This is a genomic window from Geminisphaera colitermitum TAV2, assembly GCF_000171235.2.
Classification (GTDB): domain Bacteria; phylum Verrucomicrobiota; class Verrucomicrobiia; order Opitutales; family Opitutaceae; genus Geminisphaera; species Geminisphaera colitermitum.
This window is the reverse complement of the sequence record NZ_ABEA03000085.1, coordinates 95,249-108,647: the sequence shown is the minus strand read 5'-3', so window position 1 is coordinate 108,647 and position 13,399 is coordinate 95,249. Positions and strand designations below refer to the sequence as shown.

At 63.2% G+C, this 13,399-nt stretch carries 11 protein-coding genes; 8 read left to right on the top strand and 3 right to left on the bottom strand.

Translation table 11 applies throughout. The features are described 5' to 3' along the window. Window positions 1–21 precede the first annotated feature (21 nt). Window positions 22–675, bottom strand: a complete 654-nt coding sequence (locus tag OBACDRAFT_RS09090) for a hypothetical protein (RefSeq protein ID WP_043584894.1) — start codon at window positions 673–675, stop codon at window positions 22–24. Between the two features lie 122 nt (window positions 676–797). On the opposite strand from OBACDRAFT_RS09090, the gene OBACDRAFT_RS30660 reads away from it, so the two are divergent. Beyond that, window positions 798–4,007 carry a UvrD-helicase domain-containing protein gene (locus tag OBACDRAFT_RS30660; RefSeq protein WP_043584854.1) on the top strand — a complete coding sequence of 1,070 codons (3,210 nt, stop codon included), beginning with the start codon at window positions 798–800 and terminating at the stop codon, window positions 4,005–4,007. A 36-nt stretch (window positions 4,008–4,043) separates the two neighbouring features. On the opposite strand, the gene OBACDRAFT_RS09080 is transcribed toward OBACDRAFT_RS30660, so the two are convergent. Further along, window positions 4,044–5,171 (bottom strand): substrate-binding domain-containing protein, encoded by a 1,128-nt coding sequence (locus OBACDRAFT_RS09080; RefSeq protein ID WP_043584853.1) that lies wholly within the window; start codon window positions 5,169–5,171, stop codon window positions 4,044–4,046. A 138-nt stretch (window positions 5,172–5,309) separates the two neighbouring features. Between OBACDRAFT_RS09080 and OBACDRAFT_RS09075 the strand changes: the two genes are divergently transcribed. The 3 genes from OBACDRAFT_RS09075 to OBACDRAFT_RS09065 all read left to right on the top strand — a co-directional run bounded on the left by OBACDRAFT_RS09075 (window position 5,310) and on the right by OBACDRAFT_RS09065 (window position 8,412). Next, window positions 5,310–6,686 carry a prenyltransferase/squalene oxidase repeat-containing protein gene (locus tag OBACDRAFT_RS09075; RefSeq protein WP_232766921.1) on the top strand — a complete coding sequence of 459 codons (1,377 nt, stop codon included), beginning with the start codon at window positions 5,310–5,312 and terminating at the stop codon, window positions 6,684–6,686. Then, window positions 6,683–7,432 (top strand): prepilin-type N-terminal cleavage/methylation domain-containing protein, encoded by a 750-nt coding sequence (locus tag OBACDRAFT_RS30655; RefSeq protein ID WP_043584851.1) that lies wholly within the window; start codon window positions 6,683–6,685, stop codon window positions 7,430–7,432. The genes OBACDRAFT_RS09075 and OBACDRAFT_RS30655 overlap by 4 nt, the downstream gene beginning before the upstream one ends. A gap of 80 nt (window positions 7,433–7,512) precedes the next feature. Next, complete coding sequence (locus OBACDRAFT_RS09065) at window positions 7,513–8,412, top strand: hypothetical protein (RefSeq protein WP_043584849.1); 900 nt, start codon at window positions 7,513–7,515, stop codon at window positions 8,410–8,412. Window positions 8,413–8,467: 55 nt separating this feature from the next. On the opposite strand, the gene OBACDRAFT_RS09060 is transcribed toward OBACDRAFT_RS09065, so the two are convergent. Next, the gene (locus tag OBACDRAFT_RS09060; RefSeq protein WP_232766918.1) at window positions 8,468–9,295 is read right to left on the bottom strand and encodes a helix-turn-helix domain-containing protein; all 828 of its coding nucleotides are present in this window, start codon (window positions 9,293–9,295) and stop codon (window positions 8,468–8,470) included. Window positions 9,296–9,584: 289 nt separating this feature from the next. Between OBACDRAFT_RS09060 and OBACDRAFT_RS09055 the strand changes: the two genes are divergently transcribed. The 4 genes from OBACDRAFT_RS09055 (at window position 9,585) to OBACDRAFT_RS09040 (ending at window position 13,350) form a co-directional block, all read left to right on the top strand. Beyond that, window positions 9,585–10,172 carry a hypothetical protein gene (locus OBACDRAFT_RS09055; protein ID WP_043584845.1) on the top strand — a complete coding sequence of 196 codons (588 nt, stop codon included), beginning with the start codon at window positions 9,585–9,587 and terminating at the stop codon, window positions 10,170–10,172. Beyond that, window positions 10,159–10,587, top strand: a complete 429-nt coding sequence (locus OBACDRAFT_RS09050; RefSeq protein ID WP_043584843.1) for a phosphoribosyltransferase — start codon at window positions 10,159–10,161, stop codon at window positions 10,585–10,587. Before OBACDRAFT_RS09055 ends, OBACDRAFT_RS09050 begins: the two co-directional genes overlap by 14 nt. A gap of 32 nt (window positions 10,588–10,619) precedes the next feature. Then, window positions 10,620–11,561 (top strand): DUF362 domain-containing protein, encoded by a 942-nt coding sequence (locus OBACDRAFT_RS09045; RefSeq protein WP_043584841.1) that lies wholly within the window; start codon window positions 10,620–10,622, stop codon window positions 11,559–11,561. 112 nt (window positions 11,562–11,673) lie between these two features. Beyond that, on the top strand, window positions 11,674–13,350 hold the full coding sequence (locus OBACDRAFT_RS09040; protein WP_043584839.1) for a 4Fe-4S binding protein: 1,677 nt from the start codon (window positions 11,674–11,676) through the stop codon (window positions 13,348–13,350). Window positions 13,351–13,399 lie beyond the last annotated feature (49 nt).

Sequence of the window (13,399 nt, the reverse complement as noted above, 5' to 3'; positions counted from 1 at the left end):
CCCCCCCGGCCACTCGCCTGCTCAATTGGACCGAAACCCCAGCATCTCCAATTCACTCAGCAAAAACGGAGCACATTCCAACACCTCCGCCACTCTGGTCCAAGCCTCAGCACCCGACGCCACCTCACACAAAGCCGCCCCATCCGCGCGATCATGCACATGCACCCGCCACGCCCCGGTTGCGACATCCTCGGCGGTCTGAAACACCAAACCGTACAAATAATTACCCGGCAGCCCCGGATTCGGCCCCGCCCCCGGCACCAGAAACAACGAATGCACCGGATCATGCACCACCCCTGCGCCCAGTTTGGAGCGATGATGCACCTTGCGAGCCACGACCAAGGCCCGACTCGCCTCCGCGTTCGCGCGCAACGCCTCCGGCAACGACAGCACGTAGCGGTTAAAAACCTCTGCATCCGCCTCTAACTCCTCCTCACCAATCCCTCCCGCCGCTCCCGCCCCACCCGCTCCTGTCAGGAATGCCTCCAGATTATGCGCATAGAACGCAGGCAAACCCGCCAATGACCGCACCGACACATACCCCCCCTTGTGGTCAGCCGACGCGTAAACCTGATGCGCCGCGCACAAGCGCCCGAGCGCATCTTGATAAGCCGGCGTATGCGGCACCATTCCCTGGGGACTATGCTCGATCAATTCGAGGACGGTTTGATCCAACTGGGCCAGAGGGGAGGGTGTCATGGTTACGCTTTATGCCCCCGTCCGCGCTTAACACGAGACCTATCCGTGCATCCGTGCGCTTGCCCTCGCGGCCATGATGTCATGCGCTGCCAGGAACGATGTCGTTCCACGCCGACCTGCACATTCACTCCAAATACTCCCGTGCCACCAGCGGGGATCTCGACTTCTACCACCTTGCGCTCTGGGCAAAGAAAAAAGGTATCCGTGTCGTCGCTACAGGTGACTTCACGCACCCCGCCTGGATGGCCGCCATCAAGGACGAACTCGTGCCCGCCGAACCCGGCCTGTTCCGCCTGCGCGACGACCTCGAAGCCTCCGTCAATGCTGAGATCGGCCCCTGCGCCGCCTCCGCCGCGCCCGTCCGCTTCCTCCTCGAAGTGGAAATCTCCACCATCTACAAGCAGGGCGACAAAGTCCGCAAAGTTCACCACCTGCTCTACGCGCCCGACATTGCCAGCGCCGACCGCATGACCGCCCGCCTCGCCCGCATCGGCAACCTCGCCTCCGACGGACGCCCCATCCTCGGCCTCAACTCACGCGACCTCCTCGAAATCTGCCTCAGCGCCGGCGAAGGCTGTTACCTCATCCCCGCGCACATCTGGACGCCATGGTTCAGCGTCTTCGGTTCCAAGTCCGGCTTCGACCGTCTCGACGAATGCTACGGCGACCTCACCCCGCACATCTTTGCGCTCGAAACCGGCCTCTCCTCCGACCCCGCCATGAACTGGCAACTCTCCATGCTCGACACCTACCGGCTTGTATCCAGTTCCGACGCACACTCCCCCGGCAACCTCGGACGCGAGGCCAGCCGCTTCGACTGCGCGATGGATTACTTCGCCATCCGCGACGCCCTCGCCACCGGCCACGGCTATGCCGGCTCGGTCGAATTTTTCCCCGAGGAAGGCAAATACCACCACGACGGCCACCGCGCCTGCGGCTTCCATTGCGAACCCGCCGAATCGCGCCGCCTTGGAGGCAAATGTCCCGTCTGCGGCGCACCGCTCACCCTCGGCGTCCATTACCGCGTGCTCGAACTCGCCGACCGCGCCACCCCGCAAAAACCCGCCGCCGCCCCGCCCTTTCGCAGCTTCATCCCGCTGCCCGAATTGTTGGGGGAAATCCACGGAACCGGCTCCAAAAGCAAAACCGTGAGCTCCGCTTGGGAGCAGGCCATCGCCCGCCTCGGTCCCGAACTCGACCTCCTCGGCGACATCCCGCTCGACGACATTGCCCGCGCCACATCGCCGCTCCTCTCTGAAGCGATCCGCCGAATGCGTGCCGGCGAAGTCATCCGCGAAGGCGGCTACGACGGCGAATACGGCGTCATCCGCGTCTTCAAACCCGGCGAAGTCGAAACCACAAAATCCATCGGCACACTCTTCGACCTGCCCGAACCGGAGGCGGCGAAACCGAAAAAAAGTGGCGCGGACGTCTCGCCCGCAACTCCTGGTAGGGAGGTCTCTCCGAGACCTCCGTCGAACGCTGAAACGACTTTGGAACTCAGCGCGATCTCGCAACTCGGCCACGGAGATCTCGGAGAGACCTCCCTACCGGCCAGGCAATCGCAGACACCAGAAAGATTCCCACTCCTCGCCGGCCTCGACCCCGACCAGCGCGCCGCTGCATCCATCGTGCGCGGTCCCCTGCTCATCATCGCCGGACCCGGCACCGGCAAAACCCGCACGCTCACGCACCGCATCGCGCACCTCATCGCCGACCACGACGCGCCGCCCGAATCCTGCCTTGCCATCACCTTCACCCGCCGCGCCGCCGGCGAAATGCGCGAACGCCTCGCGCAACTCCTTCCCGACGGACGCGGCTCCCGCGTGCTCGTGACAACCTTCCACGCCCTCGGCCTCACGATTCTCCGCGAACAACAGGAAAAACTCGACCTCGGCGCACCGCTCCGCGTGGCCGGTGAACGCGAGGCATTCGCCCTCGCCCGTGAAATCCTCGGCATCTCTGCCGCCGACGCCCGCCGCCTGTTCGCCGACCGCGCAATCCCTCCCCCCCCCGCCTACACGCAAGCGATGCGCGCCCGCGGCCTCGTGGATTTCGACGACCTCATCGCGCTCACTGTTGAACTCCTTGCCGCCGATCCCGCCCTCGCCGCGCACTACCGCGCCCGCTGGCCGCATGTATCCATCGACGAATACCAGGACGTGGACGAACGCCAGTATCAGCTCGTCCACTACCTGGCAGACGTGGAGAATTCCATCACCAGCCTCTGCGCCATTGGCGACCCCGACCAAGCCATCTACGGCTTTCGCGGCACCGACGTCCGTTTCTTCCAACAATTCCAGACCGACCACCCCGGCGCGCACACCGTGCAACTCACGCGCAACTACCGCTCCGCTCGTCCCATTGTTGAAGCCGCCCTGCAAGCCGTCGCACCCACCACGCTCGTGCGCGACCGCGCCCTGCTCGCGCAAAACACCGACGCCACCCGCCTCCTCCTGCGCGAATGCGGCACCGACCGCGCCGAGGCCGAATTTGTGGTCGAGACCATCGAACGCCTCATTGGCGGCACCAGCCTCACCTCGTTCGACACCGGCCGCGCCAGCGGAGCCGTGGTGCCGGCACATTACGCGTTCAACGACATCGCCATCCTTTACCGCACCGACGCCCAGACCCCGCCGCTCGTCGAAGCGCTCACCCGCTCTGGCATCCCCTTCCAGAAACGCGCCCACGGCCCCCTCTCCGCGCACCCCACCGTGCAGGCGCTCGTCACCCAAATCAAAACCCTCCCCCCCTCCCCCCCCCTTGCCGAACGCCTCTCGCAAGCCGCCGCCATTCTCGCGCGCGCCGACCAACCCGACGCCGATCTGCGCCCCATCACCGACGCACTCCGACCGCTCGCTGAAAAACACGGCGCCGACCTCGACGCCTTCCAGAGCGAACTCGCGCTCGGCGTGGACGTGGACCTGCACGACGCCCGCGCCGAACGTGTATCCCTGTTAACATTACACGCTGCCAAGGGCCTTGAATTTCGCGTCGTCTTTCTTGTCGGTTGCGAGGACGGCCTCCTGCCCCACCGATTCAACTTCGCCACTGCGGACGCCAGCGACGCCGACACCGTAGCCAAGACCGAAGCTGACATTGCCGAGGAGCGCCGCCTGTTCTTCGTCGGCATCACCCGCGCGAAGGAGCGCCTCTTCCTCACGCATGCCCGCCGCCGCCACTGGCAGGGCGAGTTGCGCGAACGTTATCCATCCCCCTTCCTGCGCGACATCCGGGACACCCTCCTCGACCGCCAGCGCGAAGACCCGCCCGCCACGCCACGCGCCCGGCAACTGGACCTGTTCTGATCCGGTCACGGCTGGCCTTTACCCACTTTCCCAGAACTATTTTTCCCCTCGGGTTTTGATCGTTTTCCCGTAGCGCCATGTGCCGCGGATAAGGGTTTCGTGGGCGATTTCGGGGATGCCGGGTTGGTTCGTCTGCATCATGGCGACGAGTTGCTGCACGGCCTGCGCCCCGATGTGGCGTTTGTTTTGCCAGATGCCCGCCCAGTCCGCGCAGTCGTCGTCGAGCGCAAGATGCGCCACCCCGATATCCTCCGGCACCCGCAAGCCGATTCCCGCCAGCCACTCGAGCAGGTTGCGGCGCTGGCCGATGATCACATCCGGCCGTTCACGCTTGATCCAGTCGCGCAACATCGCCTGCGGTTTGGCCTGATAGTCACCCTGATTCGGTTTCCGGCTCTCGCTGGCAACCCATTCGGCAAACGGAACCGCATCCGGCAGTCCGTAAATGCTCCTGTAAACCAACGGCTCCACTCTCTCCTCCTCTGGGATGCTTTTCTGGAAGTAATGCAGCGCGGCCAGATAGGTGTGCTGTGAGCGGCGCTGCTCCAGCGTCTGCATGAAAAGTCCGATACGCCGGTAGCCACTGCGCCGAAGCACCTTGAGCGCGAGCATCAGGTTGTAGTGGTAGGACTGCACGACCCGGTGCAGGCGAGGAGCGAGCAACGCATTCTCAAACGAAATCCCGCAAAACTTTTTCCAGTCGAAAGCCAGATGCGAAACACCGAGCACCGTTGGAGCCGGCGTGATGATCACCCCGCGAATCCCCCGGTTGATCAGGATCTTCGACATCCGCTGCTCGGTCATACCCGGCTCGGCCAGCCAGAAATCGTCGAGCTTGTAACCCAGCGCCGCGCACTGCTCCTGCGCCCCCTCGCGGTAGGGGGTCAGCCACTTGAGGTCTTTCCAGCACCAGCGCTCGGGCGCGGCATTGAGCCAGGCGATGGGTTCGGGAACGCGAACCTTGGCCGCACGCACGCTCGCCATGACGGACGCGATCCGGGCGTCCGGCACATAACCCAGCCTGGCCGCCGCCTTGCGGATGATCGCGGCGGTGCCGGCCTTTACCTTCGGGGACGACCGCAACGCGCACGAAACCGTCATGCGCGAAAAACCGGTCGCTTCGGCGATTTCCTTGAGACCAACCGGTTTGTCGGACTTTCCCATGGTGAGGCAACGGTGTTGATGGCTTGGATCTGAAGCGAAAATCTTATGTAAGATTCCCGCGGACTCCACAAGGCCGTAAATTTCCCGTTTGGTTCTCCTGCTCTCTCATCCGAGTCCGCCCACAAAAACTTTTGCACCATGGAAAAACCTCCACGCGAACACACCCGCCCGCCGTCCGGCCCCGCTCTGACTGGCATCGCCCGCGCCACTTTTTTATTTGTCATCGCCACGTATCTCACGCTCGCAACCATCTTGCCCGCCTCGGCGAGTGAGACGACGGCAACCGACACCGCCGTGACCAGCGCCCTGCAACGTCTGGAGACTGCCTACATCGGCGTGCTCCCCTGGGTGCTCGGCCTCGCCGACGAGAAAACCGGCGGTTTTTTCGAGTCAACCGGCCTGAAAAACGGACGCGAAGACCGCCCTTATGCGCCTGATATCCAGTCCACGTTTTTCGCCGTGCAGATTCTGCATGACTCCGGGCAACTCGCCCGGTTGCCGGCCAGCCGGAAGCAGGCAATCGTGCGGTTTTTCCAATCGCGCCAGGACCCCGAAAATGGATTTTTCTCCGACCCCGCGTATCCGGAAATGAAAGACGACACACGGACGATGGGGCGCGCCCTCATGTTTTCCGTGCACGCGCTTCGCATTCTCGGAACAAAACCGCTTTATCCACTCCCCGGAGAGCGAAAGACGCCGACTGCAAAACAACAGACTCTGCGCACCGCCGGAATCAACCTCCCCTTCACCCTTTGGAAAAAACCGCAACCTTCGCTCGCAACCGCGGCAACCACCAGCTCTGTCCCCTCTCACCTTGTCACTGCCACCGCTTTCCGTGAGTGGCTCGATGCCCGGCCATGGGACAACCCGTGGACCGCCCTCGACCAGCTCGCCTCGCAGGCTCGTCTGATTCGCGCCCAGGAGCCCGCCCTGAAAGAGACCCTCGTCGCCGAGGCGCTGCGCAATGTCCGGGCACGCCAGAATCCGACGACAGGCCTCATCGGTGAGGGACCGATCAACATCCGCCTCTCGGGAGCCTTCAAACTCGTTTCGTTCTGCCACTCGCTCGGGCAGCCTGTTCCGCGCGCGGAGCAAGTGCTGGAAACCGTGCTCGACTGGTATCGGAGCGAGCCCGGGACCGACGTGATTTTCTTTATCCGCAACGCTTCCGAAATGCTCTCCTTTCTCGTCAAGGAAACCGGCTACACGCTCTCTCCCTCCGAACTGTGCGCCATCATCGACACGTCGCGGATCGAATTGACCCGCTTTCAATGTCCGGATGGAGCCTTCTCCCGTCGAGTTGGCCGCTATACGATTTCCCCCAACGACCTCTATCACCTCCCCGCCCGTGCGGGCCGCCAAAGTGACCTGAACGCCACCTCCAGTGCCTGGGCGCTCCGCAAGGCTCTCTATCAACTGGCCGACGTTCCGCCGCCTCCCCTGACGATGCCGGCCACGGCAGGGAATCCGCCGCCCGCATCCGCCGCCTCTTCCCAAACCCCGACCACGTCATGATCCGTCAAAACATCTTCGCCTGTCCTTTCCACGATTTCCGTTCACGCGTCGCCGCCAAACGGGGATTTACGCTCATCGAGCTCCTCACGGTCATCGCCATCATCGGCATTCTCGCGGCGATCATCATTCCCACGGTTTCAAAAGTCCGCTCTTCCGCCCGCGCCGCCACCTGTCGCAGCAACCTCCGTCAACTCGGAGTCGCCGGTCTGCTCTACGCCGAAGACAATCGCGGCAAGCTGTTTCCCTACCGCGACAGCAGCAATCAGGACAAGGGATGGAACTGGCTGCTCATGCCCTACTCCGGTGCCACGAGCAGCCATGGCACCACCGCGCCGATTCCGGTATTTCTCTGCCCCGTCCAGCCCATCCCGGTGGTCGCTCCGGTTTTCTATCCGCGTTTCACTTACGCCATCAATAACACCCTGGTGGCGCTTGATGCTGGCGCGCCGGAACCACGCCTCGACGCCATCACCGACCGCCAGCAGGTCATCTTTTTTGGCGACAGTAGCCAGGTTCCGCAGTGGTCCGGCGCTTCAACCTACGCCTTCAGGTGGAATCGTCGCCCCATCCCTGGTCCGGAAGGCATTCTCTCGCCCGCCTCTGACCCTGATGTCGATGACAACTCCAACCACGGTTATTTCCGCTACCGCCACAACGGCCTGAGCCATGCCGTGTTTCTCGACGGCAGCGTGCGCGCTTTCAAACCCGGCGAAATGCGCAACCGGAACTACTACTGGCCCTACTGAGTTCCCTTCTCTTCTCCGCCGGATGTCCGATGCCGGAGCCGATCTCCCCCTGCACCATCAACCACCACACACCGCATCCAATGAAAACAATCGTATCCACAGCAAAGATACTGTCCGGAGTCATCGCTTTCTGCGCCCAGGCGCACGCCGCCCTCATTCTCGATGAAACCTTCTCCGACAACAACCTGACCAACCAGGCCCTGCCCGACTCCGCTGCATGGTATCTGGTCCATGGCAACAACAATGGAGTCGACCATACCATCGCCGCGAACAACGGCACGCTCAAGGCAACCATCACCACAAGAAACACGGGCAACCCTGGAATAATTGCCTATTTCAGCGAGCCCGGCACCCCGATCCGCCTCCAAAACGTGGGCGACTCGATCACCGTCAGTTTCTCGCTCACCACCTCGTCCAACACCTTTCCGGGCGGCGGCTGGGGCGATGCGCTCCGCTTCGGCCTTTATGACTCGAACGGCAACCGCCTGACCGAGAACAAAAACACCTGGGCTTTGACCAGCGGTGCCTTCGCGTCCTCTTCTGGCTACACCGTGCGGGGAGCGGTGGGCAACTACGCCGACGGCTCGGTGACCATCCAGCGTCGAACCACGGGAAACGACGACCTCTTCTCGTCCGGTACAAACGTCGGATCCACGGGCTACGTTACCGGCACGCTCAACTACGCTACCACCTACGATTTTTCCCTCTCGCTGAGCCGGACGGTCAACGGCATCGCGTATTCCTTCACCTATGGCGCCATCACCTTGACGGGGGAGGATGCCACTCCCGCCACCTGGGAGTTCGACACCTTCGCCCTTGGATTCCTCAGCAATGCCTACCGGGATAATTCGGTTTTCATCCTGGACAACGTGCGCATCGAATCCTCCAGCATTCCCGAACCGGCCTCCGTCGCCCTGCTTCTCGGTTTTCTTGTAATGGTTCCCGCATTACGCTTTTTGCGAATCCACGGGAGACGGTAAGTGCCCTCGCACCTCTTTATCCCCTCCTGCTAGGGCCGATGACCGGCTACGCTCTCTACCCCTGCCGCCGATACTCGCTTGGCGGCACGCCAGCCTCTCGCTGGAAAACCTGCGCGAAATGACTCGGGCTACTGTAACCCACTTCGAGCCCGACCTCGATCACGCTCCTTGATGTCTCCCGCAACAGCCGCCGCGCCATCTCCATGCGCAGCCGGATAAAATAGCGCGACGGACTCAACCCCGTCGTTTTCCTGAAGAGACGGCAAAAGTGGAATTTGCTCATGCCCGCCTCGCGCGCCAGTTCGTCGAGCCGGAACTCCTCGTCCAGATGCGCCTCCATAAAATCCGTGATCCTGCGCAAACTGGATGCAGGCAAACGCCCCCCGCGCAACCCGTGCGCATCGCCCGTCCCCGCGGTGTTCGTATCCGCGTAATGGCGCACCAGATGCACGGCCACGCTCTGCGCGATTCCCCGCGCAAAAAGCAAACTCGGCTTCCCCCCGGAATCCGTGATCTCACGATGTAGTTGGCCGAGGAATACCGACAGCACCGGATCATGCCTTCCGGAAACCTCGCGCAGACTCGCCCGACGGCCCGCCTTGCCCAGCACCTCGCGCGCCGCCTGCCGGAAAAGCGGCAGCCCGAGATACAAATGCATAACCTCCAACTGCGCTTCGCCAACCGCCTTCCACCGCAACTCGTAAGGCGTCGGTGACGTCGTCAGGTAAAAATCACCCGCCGCCACATGATTCGCTGTCCACTCCCCGTCCAATTCCCGCTCCTCGATCACGGCATTGCCGGACAAAACCCACACAATGAACGGCTCGGCCACCGATGGAATGATCACGCTGTCCTCGGTCTGCCGCAGCGTGTAAATTTTCACTAGCAAGTCCTGCCACCGGCGGCAACAACTCGCAAAAACCAGCGTCCCCGGCATCTGCCGGCAATTCACCTTTGCGGGGGCGCTGTCAGGCGGAATCGTCATTGTTTTCAGCCAGAATAGCGAAAAAACATCTTATAGAAAGAGTGTCCTCCCATAAAAAAACCTGCCATTTTTAGGCAAAATCCCAACAGAATCAGCAAAACTGCGAGAGACGGTCCTCCGCCCTCCCGCTATCATCGCCCTCCCGCGCCAACCGCCACCGCAACGACCACCGACCAAGACCCTGACCATGCACGCCACCCAAGCCGCCATCCCCGCGCCCTCCGCGCCCTCCTTTTATCCGTCCGCCATGCCCGGTTTGCGCGACCGGGCATTTTATTTTTGGAGTGCCGCCTTCATCATCGGCAACCTCGCCCTCCCCCAACTTTGTCACCTCGCCGCGCTCGGCGGCAAAATCGTCCTCCCCCTCTACTTCTTCACACTCGTCGCCGCCTGCCGCTGCGGCTGGCGCGTGGGCGTGCTCACGGCCCTCGCCTCGCCACTCCTCAACAGTGCCCTCTTCGGCATGCCGCCCGCCGCCATGCTGCCCTCCATTCTGGCAAAATCGCTCCTCATCGCCGTGCTTGCGCCGCTCGCCCTCCGCGCCTGCGGATATCGCCAACGCCTGCTGCCGCTCGCCCTCCTGCTCACCGTCATCGCCTACCAAACACTCGGCGGACTCTTTGAATGGACGTGGACCGGCAGCCTCGCCGCCGCCCTCCAGGACGCGCGCCTCGGTTGGCCCGGCATGTTGTTCCAAGTCGCCGGCGGCTGGCTCATCCTGCGCGCCCTCGAAAAACAATTCCCGCCCGCGCCCACCGCCGATGGAGCCAAATAACTCAACAAAAACCTTCGAGCAGATCGTCGCCCGCCTCCGCGCCCTCGAAATCGCGGAGCCCTTCGACATGATTGTTGCCATTGCCAACGGCGGACTCCTCCCCGCCGCCCTCCTGCACGAACGCACCCGCCTCGAAGTCAACGTCCTGCGCATCAACTGGCGTGACCTCTCCAACGCCCCTCGCGGCGAAACCCCGCGCCTCCTCCGCGAACCCGATTTCGAGTTCGCCGGCAAACGCCTCCTGCTCGCCGACGACCGTATCAAAACCGGCACTACCATCGCCTTTGCGCGCCAGATCCTTTCCACTGCCGCGCACATCCGCACCTTCGCCATCAACGGCCGCGCCGACTACGCGCTCTTTGACGAAGACTGCTTCCCCATGCCCTGGCGCATCCCCGCCAGCCCCAAACTCTAAATCCAACACTCTAAACCCAAACACATCCCACTATGAACACCCGTCGTGACTTCCTCAAAAAAGGCTTCGCTGTAGGCGCGGTCTTCTCGCTCGCCGATCTCGGCGGGCTTTTTGCCGCAACCACCGCCACCTCAGCCGACGACGACAAAAAAACCGCCGCGCCCGCGCTCGTCGCCGTGCGTGACGGCGACCGCACCGCCATGGTCAACCGCGCCATGGCCGAACTCGGCGGCATGGAACGCTTCGTCAAAAAGGGCCAGACCGTCGTCATCAAACCCAACATCGGCTGGGACGTCGTCCCCGAACGCTCCGCCAACACGCACCCCGACATCGTCTGCCGCCTCGTCGAAATGTGCCTCGCCGCCGGAGCCAGCCAAGTGTCCGTGTTTGACCACACCTGCGACGCTTGGGAACGCTGCTACGAAAACAGCGGCATCGCCGCCGCCGTGAAAGAAGCCGGAGGCAAAATAGTCCCCGGCAACGACGAATCCTACTACCGCGAAGTGGAAATCCCCGGCGGCACCGCGCTCAAAACAACAAAAGTCCACTCGCTCATCCTCGACAGCGACGTCTTCATCAACGCCCCCGTGCTCAAGCACCACGGCGGCGCCACCATGACCGCCTGCATGAAAAATCTCATGGGTGCCATCTGGGACCGCCGCTTCTATCACCAGAACAACCTGCACCAGTGCATCGCCGACTTCGTCCGCTTCAAACGCCCCGCGCTCAACGTTCTCGACGCCTACGCGCCCATGATGCGCAACGGCCCGCGCGGCAAAAGCGTGGATGACCTCATCCCCAACATAAAATCCCTCCTCGCCTCGACCGACATCGTTGCCATCGACGCCGCCGGTGCCCGCATGCTCGGCCACGCGCAGGACGGCATCGAACACGTCAAAATCGCCGGCAACGCCGGCCTCGGCACCTACGACCTCAACGCCATCAAAATCGAACGCGTGCGCCTCGCGGCCTGACGCTCTCACAACCCGGTAGGGAGGCCTCTCCGAGGCCTCCGAAACCGCGCCCCATCCGCTCCCAAATCCCGCATTCTCACGCAACACTCGCGGCCCCCTCGGATATTCCAAAATGCGTCACACCCTCCGCCTCCTGCGCACCATCCTTGCCGTGCTCTGCCTGACGGCGGTGACGATCGCCTTCCTCGACTACCGCGACGCCCTGCCCGCCACATTTAAACACGCCGTCACAAGCATCCAGTTTCTGCCATCGACTATTGCGCTCGCCAGCGGCGCCGCGCTCTCGCTTGCCTGCATCGCGGTGCTCGTCGTCACGCTGGTCATCGGACGCGTCTATTGCTCCACCCTCTGCCCCCTCGGCGTGCTGCAAGACATCGTGATACGTATCGCAAAAAAACTACGCGCTAACAAAAACCCAAAGAAAAAACCACTACCCTACCGCCCCGCGTATAATAAAACCCGATACACAATCCTCGCCCTCACCATTGCAGCCGTGCTCGCTGGCTGGGGTGGCTTTGCCCTCGCATGGCTCGACCCTTACAGCCACTTCGGACGCTTCGCCGGCACGCTCTTCCGTCCCCTGCTAATCGGAGCCAACAACCTTGTTGCCCTGATTGCGCAACACTTCGGATCCAACGCAGTACCACGAGTCGCACTACCCTGGGCGGGCCTCGGCGTGTTCCTGCCGGTGCTGCTGATCTTCACCACGGTCGTCATCATGTCGGCGCTGCGCGGACGCCTCTGGTGCAACACCGTTTGTCCTGTTGGCGCGTTGCTCGGCCTTGTATCCAAAAAATCCCTCTTCCGGCTCGCCATCGATCGCAGCGCCTGCGTGCGCTGCGGCGACTGCCTGCGCAGTTGCAAGGCGCAGTGCATCGATCTGCGCAAACAGGAGATTGACCACTCACGCTGCGTCGGCTGCTTCGACTGCGTCTCCATCTGCGACGAAGGCGGACTGCGTCTCCGCTGGCGCTCGGCGTCGGCGAACATCGAACATCCAACGCCCAACATCCAACGCCCAACGGCGAACCCCCAACCGCCCCCCTCCCCCCCCCCCCCCGGCGCGGTAGCGCCCCACTTCGATGTTGGATGTTGGATGTTCGATGTTGGACGTTCAAGGCGTGCCTTCCTCGGCACGCTCACGACCGGCGCGTTGACCGTCGTCGCCGCCCGCACCGGCACCCATGACCACGGTGAGACCGACGCGAACGGTTCGTCCGAAAAATCCCGCAAGACCGTCGCCCCGCCCGGCGCGCGCAGCATCGACCGCTTCGTCGCACAATGCACCGCCTGCCAGCTCTGCGTCAGCGCCTGCCCCAGCCACGTGCTGGAGCCCGCCGTGTTTGGCTACGGCAGCCTCGAAGGCCTCATGAAACCCCGGCTCAATTTCGACCGGAGTTTTTGCAACATCAACTGCACGACCTGCGGCGACGTCTGCCCCGACCATGCCCTCCAGCCACTCGTGCCCGCCGTGAAGCAGCGCACACGCATCGGCGTCGCCGAAGTGACGCATTCGCGGTGCATCGTCATCACCGATGACACCGCGTGCGGCGCCTGCGCCGAGCACTGCCCGACCGCCGCCCTGCAAATGAAACAACGCGGCGCGCGCCACGCCGAACCGGTCGTGGATGAGCGGTATTGCATCGGTTGCGGTGCGTGCCAGTTCGCCTGTCCCGCGCTCCCGAAAAAAGCCGTGGTGGTGCGCGGACTCGCCACGCACGAGACCGCCGAAGTTCTCGTGCAGGAAAAAGCCGCCGCCCCCGCCGGTTCCGATGACTTTGCGTTCTGAACATGTGGCGCGGGCGTCCCGCCCGCATTCCGAGGGAGCGACAGTTTCC

Coding starts and splice junctions, on each gene's coding strand:
- OBACDRAFT_RS30660 (WP_043584854.1), top strand. CDS start 798: ATGTCGTTCCACGCCGACCTGCACATTCACTCCAAATACTCCCGTGCC.
- OBACDRAFT_RS09080 (WP_043584853.1), bottom strand. CDS start 5,171: ATGGGAAAGTCCGACAAACCGGTTGGTCTCAAGGAAATCGCCGAAGCG.
- OBACDRAFT_RS09075 (WP_232766921.1), top strand. CDS start 5,310: ATGGAAAAACCTCCACGCGAACACACCCGCCCGCCGTCCGGCCCCGCT.
- OBACDRAFT_RS30655 (WP_043584851.1), top strand. CDS start 6,683: ATGATCCGTCAAAACATCTTCGCCTGTCCTTTCCACGATTTCCGTTCA.
- OBACDRAFT_RS09065 (WP_043584849.1), top strand. CDS start 7,513: ATGAAAACAATCGTATCCACAGCAAAGATACTGTCCGGAGTCATCGCT.
- OBACDRAFT_RS09055 (WP_043584845.1), top strand. CDS start 9,585: ATGCACGCCACCCAAGCCGCCATCCCCGCGCCCTCCGCGCCCTCCTTT.
- OBACDRAFT_RS09050 (WP_043584843.1), top strand. CDS start 10,159: ATGGAGCCAAATAACTCAACAAAAACCTTCGAGCAGATCGTCGCCCGC.
- OBACDRAFT_RS09045 (WP_043584841.1), top strand. CDS start 10,620: ATGAACACCCGTCGTGACTTCCTCAAAAAAGGCTTCGCTGTAGGCGCG.
- OBACDRAFT_RS09040 (WP_043584839.1), top strand. CDS start 11,674: ATGCGTCACACCCTCCGCCTCCTGCGCACCATCCTTGCCGTGCTCTGC.